The organism is Pseudonocardia sp. NPDC049154 (genome assembly GCF_040648315.1).
In the GTDB taxonomy this organism is placed as follows: domain Bacteria; phylum Actinomycetota; class Actinomycetes; order Mycobacteriales; family Pseudonocardiaceae; genus Pseudonocardia.
Genome location: NZ_JBEZDN010000227.1, coordinates 1 through 5,726, shown reverse-complemented (window position 1 = coordinate 5,726; position 5,726 = coordinate 1). Strand labels below are relative to the sequence as shown.

At 75.7% G+C, this 5,726-nt stretch carries 6 protein-coding genes; all 6 read left to right on the top strand.

Features of this window, described 5'->3' with window-relative positions:
• Positions 1-1,588 (top strand): hypothetical protein (locus AB0B41_RS42580; protein ID WP_358212853.1); only part of this gene is annotated, 1,588 nt, incomplete at its 5' end.
• Between the two features lie 12 nt (positions 1,589-1,600).
• Entirely contained in the window at positions 1,601-2,899 is a 1,299-nt protein-coding gene (locus AB0B41_RS42575; protein ID WP_358212852.1) for a YeeE/YedE family protein, read from the top strand.
• A 19-nt stretch (positions 2,900-2,918) separates the two neighbouring features.
• A complete protein-coding gene (locus AB0B41_RS42570; RefSeq protein WP_358212850.1) occupies positions 2,919-3,161 on the top strand; it encodes a hypothetical protein in 243 nt (80 codons plus the stop codon).
• A gap of 184 nt (positions 3,162-3,345) precedes the next feature.
• Complete coding sequence (locus tag AB0B41_RS42565; RefSeq protein WP_037048050.1) at positions 3,346-3,657, top strand: hypothetical protein; 312 nt, start codon at positions 3,346-3,348, stop codon at positions 3,655-3,657.
• Between the two features lie 140 nt (positions 3,658-3,797).
• Positions 3,798-4,781: a nitronate monooxygenase family protein gene (locus AB0B41_RS42560; RefSeq protein ID WP_358212848.1), complete on the top strand. Its 984-nt coding sequence runs from the start codon at positions 3,798-3,800 to the stop codon at positions 4,779-4,781.
• 157 nt (positions 4,782-4,938) lie between these two features.
• Positions 4,939-5,376, top strand: a complete 438-nt coding sequence (locus tag AB0B41_RS42555; RefSeq protein WP_358212846.1) for a TraR/DksA family transcriptional regulator — start codon at positions 4,939-4,941, stop codon at positions 5,374-5,376.
• The last annotated feature ends 350 nt before the right edge of the window (positions 5,377-5,726 follow it).

The following is a 5,726-nucleotide window of genomic DNA, read 5'->3' as shown; positions in this document are numbered from 1 at the left end:
TCCCTCCCCGACGCTCTTCCGATCTCCGGCCGGGTCGGGGCCGCCGGCGGCCGGGGCGCCCTCGGCCGGCCTGCGCAGCCGTGCGGCCGCGGAGGCGCCGACCGTGCCCTTCACCGCGGTGGCGGTCACCGAGAAGGCCGACCGGGCCGACGTGCGCCCGCGGTCCGGGATGCTCGCCCGGGACGCGATCGCCGCGGGCGCCGTCGCCGTCCTCGCCGGGGTCGCCCAGCTCGTCGTCAGCGGGCCGGACACCACCCACGACCTCACCGGGAGCGGGTACGGACTGGCCGGGCTCGCGGCCGTCGTGCTGCCGGTGCTCGTGGTGGCGGGCTGGGCGGTGGCGCTGCTGCCGGCCGGGCGGCTGCGGGCCCGGGAGCTGTACCGCATCGCCGGGGTCACCGGTGTCGCCGGCATCGCGACGGCGGCACTGCTCGCGACCCTGCCCCTCCCGGGGCCGGGTCCGGAGCCGGGCCGGCCGCTGCTGCGCACGGTCGACGCCGGGACCGAACGGCTCGCCGTGCTGGTCGCCCCGATGCGGCCGGGCCCGAACCTGGTCCGCCTGTCGGGGACCGGCTACCCGGCGCCCGGCACCACGGACGGCACCGCCGTCCAGCCCGTCGCGCTCGCGACCGGCGGGCACGAGCACGGCCCGACGCTCCCCACCGCGGCGAGCGTCTCGACCGATCCGACGTCCGCCCCCGCCGTCCCGTTCACGGCGCGGGACGGTGCGGCGGGCGGCTGGGCCGTCGTCGACCTGCCCGCGGGGGCGAGCACGCTGACGGTCTCGGCCGGCGGCGTGACGAGCACCGTCCCCGTCGACACCGGGTCGGCGGCGGCCACCCCCGCCGAGGGGGCCCTCACCGGCCCCGACGGGCCGGAGTGCGCGGCCGCGCTACTGGGCGACCTCGTCGGGCAGCGGCCGGGCGAGGTCGCCCCGGCGGCCGGCAGCTGCCCCTCGGATGCCCTGTCCGAGGCCGACGCCGGTGCGCTGGGGGCCACGGTCCGCACGCTCACCGACCACGGCGTGCGCAGTGTGCGCGTGGTGGGGGACGACTCGCCCCGCTCGCGCGCGGCGGCGGAGCTCGTCCGGACCCGGGCCACCGAGGCCGGTGCCCGGCTCGTCGAGCGGCCCGACGCGGACAGCGCCCTGATCGTGGTGTCCGGCTGGGCGCCCGCCGCGGCGACCCTCCGGGAGGCCTCGGCCCGGGCCCTCGAGACGCCGACCCACCTGGGCGGAACGTATCTGGCCCCGTGGTTGTTGACCTCGGGGGTCGTCACCCTGACCTCGTCGTCGGTGGTGCCGCTGGCCTTCAACCCGCAGGACCAGCTCGCCAAGCGTTACGCCGGCGAGGTCGGCGCCGCGTTCCCCGGCGAGGCGCCCTCGACCTCCGGGTACGCCCGGTGGGCCGCCCACTCGGGTGTCCCGCTCGACGACCGGCCCACGCTGTTCGGCGCGGCCCCGGTCGACGTCCCGATGACCGTCAACGCCCCGGGCGAGACCGACGGGCACCACGGCGGCGGCAACCCGGCGGCCTGGTTCCCCAACGGCACGGTCGTGCCGGTCAGCGCCCCCCTCGATCCCTCGTGAAGGAGACCCGTCATGTCCGTGCTCGATGAACCGGTCGGTGGACCGGGGAACCCGCTGGTGCGGGCCCTGCGCGGGGTCCCGGCCCAGGAACGCGCCGCGTTCGGCCCGGCCGACCGCGAGGCGCCGCCGGTGCAGTGGGTGCCGACCGCCGTGGCGATCCTGCTGGCCGCCCTGCTGCTGTGGGGCATCTCGCGGGTCGCCCCGGCCACCATGGTCGGGACCGGCGCGCTGGGCCTCGCCCTCGGCTTCACCCTGTTCCACTCCCGCTTCGGCTTCACCTCCGGCTGGCGCCAGCTGGTCGCCGTCGGACAGGGCGCCGCGATCCGGGCGCACATGGTGATGCTCGGGGTGGCGACGGTGCTGTTCGGCGTCATCTTCGCAACCGGCATCGGGCTGTCGGGCGACCCGAAGGGCTTCGTCTCGCCGGTCGGGATCGGGCTGGTCGTGGGAGCGTTCCTGTTCGGCGCCGGCATGCAGGTCGGCGGCTCCTGCGCCTCCGGCACGCTGTTCGCCGTCGGCAGCGGCCAGAGCGCGATCGTGCTGACGCTCTTCGGCTTCATCGTCGGCTCGGTGTTCGCCGCGCTGTCCTTCCCGTTCTGGAACGACGTGGTGCCGCAGGGCCCGGCGATCTCGCTGGTCGACGTCTTCGGCGGCATCCCGGGCGCCGTCGGCGCGTCGCTGCTGGTCCTGGTGCTGATCACCGGCCTGACCTACTGGGTGGCCAAGCGGCGCACCCCGCCGCCGGTCGAGCGGCCGCCGTCGGCCCGCGGGATCGCCCGCGTGCTGCGGGGCTCGTGGCCGCTGTGGGTCGGCGCGATCGTGCTGGCCGTGCTCAACGCCGGAGTGCTGTTCGTGTCCGGCCAGCCCTGGGGCGTGACGTCGGCGTTCGGGCTGTGGGGCGCCAAGGCCCTGCAGTGGTTCGGCGCCGAGCCGCAGAACTGGGCGTTCTGGCAGCAGCCCGCCAACGCGAAGTCGCTCGCCGGCCCGGTCCTCGCCGACCGGATCTCGGTGCTCGACCTCGGGATCATGGTCGGCGCGCTCTTCGCCTCCGCGGTCGGCGGGGCCTTCCTGCTGCACAAGCGGATCCCGTGGAAGCTGGCCGTCGGCGCGGTCGCCGGCGGGATCCTCATGGGGTACGGCGCGCGGCTCGCGGGGGGCTGCAACATCGGCGCCTACTTCTCCGGAATCGCCTCGTTCAGCCTGCACGGCTGGATCTGGGGTGTGGTCGCGCTGGCCGGGACGTGGGTCGGGCTGCGGCTGCGGCCGCTGTTCGGGCTCTCGAACCCCAAGCCGGCCGACTCGATCTGCTGATCACCAGAAAGGAACCCTCATGATCCGTGTGACCTCCGCCGTGCTCGGCGGGATCGCCCTGACCACGCTCGCCGGCGGCGCGCTCGCCGGCACCGCGAACGCCGCGCCGGTGATCGCCGAGCCGCCGACGGAGCCGGGCCCGGCCGTCGCCGGCAACCCCCTGTGGGCCACCGACCACGTGCCGGTCCCGATCGACGACCCGACCTTCGGGGTGTTCGACGCGATCGCGCCGGTCTACGGCCTCGTCGGCGGTATCCACTAGCCGACCTGCCCACCGGGGACCGGAGCCGTCACGACCTCGCGAGCGGTCGTGGCGGCTCCGGTGTGTCCGGGGTCGTGCGGGGGGCCCGCCGCTCGTCGGTCCACAGGGGCCGTTCGCGGACCGGCCGGGTGAGGAACCCCCCGGGTGCTTCCCGCCGCAACGGCCGGGCGACAGGGTGGCGTCCATGCTGTTCATCGGGCCGGCGGCCGACGAGTCGACGGACGAGCACGAGGGCTACGTCGCCGGGCTCGACGCCGCGGGGCGGGCCACCGACATCTGGACGGACGTCCGGGAGCGGCTGTCCGGGTACGTCGCCGTGCTGGCACGGTGCGAGTGCGGATGGTCGGGCCTGCCGCAGCCGGCCGACCCCGCCGGGCACCGGGCCGCCGAGCGGGAGTGGATCGACGGGCACTTCGCCGCCGTCGTCGGGACGGGGCCGTGGCCGGACGAGATGTTCCTGCGCTCCCCGGTCCGCGCGACCTCCGCCGTGACGTGAGCCGGAGTTCATTGACGCGCCTCGCGGCCGCCGGGCACGATCACGGCGAGGAGAATTAGTCGATCGTTCGTTCAGTGGGACTCTCGCGGCCGGGCGAGCCGGGCGCGGGCGGTTCCCGGCGGGCGGGGAGCGGAGCAAGGATGCGGACGCGCTTCACGGAAATGTTCGGGGTCGAGCACCCCGTCGCCCAGGGCGGCATGCAGTGGGTCGGGCGGGCGCCGCTCGTCGCGGCGGTGGCCAACGCGGGTGGCCTGGGCTTCATCACGGCCCTCACCCAGCCCACCCCCGAGGACCTGCGGGCGGAGATCCGGCGGTGCCGGGAGCTGACCGACAAGAACTTCGGCGTCAACCTCACCATCCTGCCCGCGATCACCCCGCCGCCCTACGCGGAGTACCGGCAGGTGATCATCGACGAGGGCGTGCCGTTCGTCGAGACCGCGGGGGCCAACCCCGTCGAGCACCTCGAGCACTTCCACTCCGCCGGCATCAAGGTGATCCACAAGTGCACCTCGGTCCGGCACGGGATCAAGGCGCAGAACCTCGGCGTCGACGCCCTGTCCATCGACGGTTTCGAGTGCGCCGGGCACCCGGGTGAGGACGACGTCCCCGGGCTGATCCTGCTGCCCGCCGCGGCCGACGCCCTCGAGATCCCGTTCATCGCCTCCGGCGGGTTCGGCGACGGCCGCGGGCTCGCCGCGGCGCTGGCGCTCGGTGCCGACGGCATCAACATGGGCACCCGCTTCATGGCGACCGTCGAGTCGGGCATCCACCAGAACGTCAAGGACCGGCTGGTCGAGGCGGGGGAGCGGGACACCCAGCTGATCTTCCGGCAGCTCCGCAACACCGCGCGGGTGGCCGACAACGCCGTGTCGCGCGAGGTCGTGGAGAAGCTGAAGGCCGGGGCGCAGTTCGAGGACATCCGGGACCTGGTCGCGGGCAAGCGCGGCGCGATCGTCTACGAGACCGGGGACCTCGACCACGGCATCTGGTCGGCGGGCATGGTGCAGGCACTCATCCGCGACATCCCCACCTGCGAGGAGCTCATCTCCCGCATCGTCCGGGACGCCGAGGAGATCATCACCGGCCGCCTCGCCGGCATGGTGGGGGCACCCGCGGCAGTCTGAGCACCGCGAGTCGGGAGTTCTGGCACCGCGAGTCGGGAGTTCCGGCACCGCGAGTCGGGAGCTGTGGCACCGCGAGTCGGGCTGTGGGCTCCGGCGAGTCGGGAGTTCCGGCAGGCGGGGAGGTGCGAGAGGCAGCCGGGGCCGGGAGAGTGGAGGCATGCCCTCCGACCCCGGCCCCGACGCCGTCGTGGGATCCGCGGCGGGCGCCGGGGATCCGACGGACGCCCCGTCGGCCGGTCCGCAGCGCCCTGCCGACCGCATCGCCGACGCCCGCGCCGCCGCCGTCGCCCGGGCCGCCGCGCTGGAGGTGCAGGTCAAGGCGCTCGCCGAGCAGCAGGCCCTGACCACGCACGACGACGAGCACGACCCCGAGGGCGTCACGATCGGCTTCGAGCGCGCCCAGCTCCTCGGCCTGCTCCGCGGTGCGCGCGACGAGATCGCCGCTCTCGACCGCGCCGCCGACCGGTTGCGGGAGGGCACCTACGGCCGCTGTGCCCACTGCGGCGCCGCCATCCCCGACGTCCGCCTCGAAGCGCTCCCCGCCACCGCCACCTGCCTCACCTGCGCCGACCTCCACCGCCGCCGACGCCGCTGAGCGTCGTCCACGGCGAGTCAGCCCTCACACCCACTCCGACTGACGCCCCTCGGGTCCTCCCACACCGGTCGTGGCGGCTCCTACGACCGACGGAGTGTCCGACCACCCCGTCGACGGCCCGGGCCGCGCCGTTCCGGGTGTGCCGCCGCGGACCGGTCGTTCGCGATCGTGACGGGACTACGCCCCGGTGACGAGCGGCGGTGGCCGGTCCGGACGTGCGGGGGCGGGCCGGGTGCCGGAGGCTCGGCCCATGCCTCCGGAGCGCACCGCCGACGGGCGCTGGATCGTGGTCGAGGGCCGGCGCTGGCGCGCGGCCGATCCGGAGCTGCCGGAGGAGGTCCGGGCCGAGC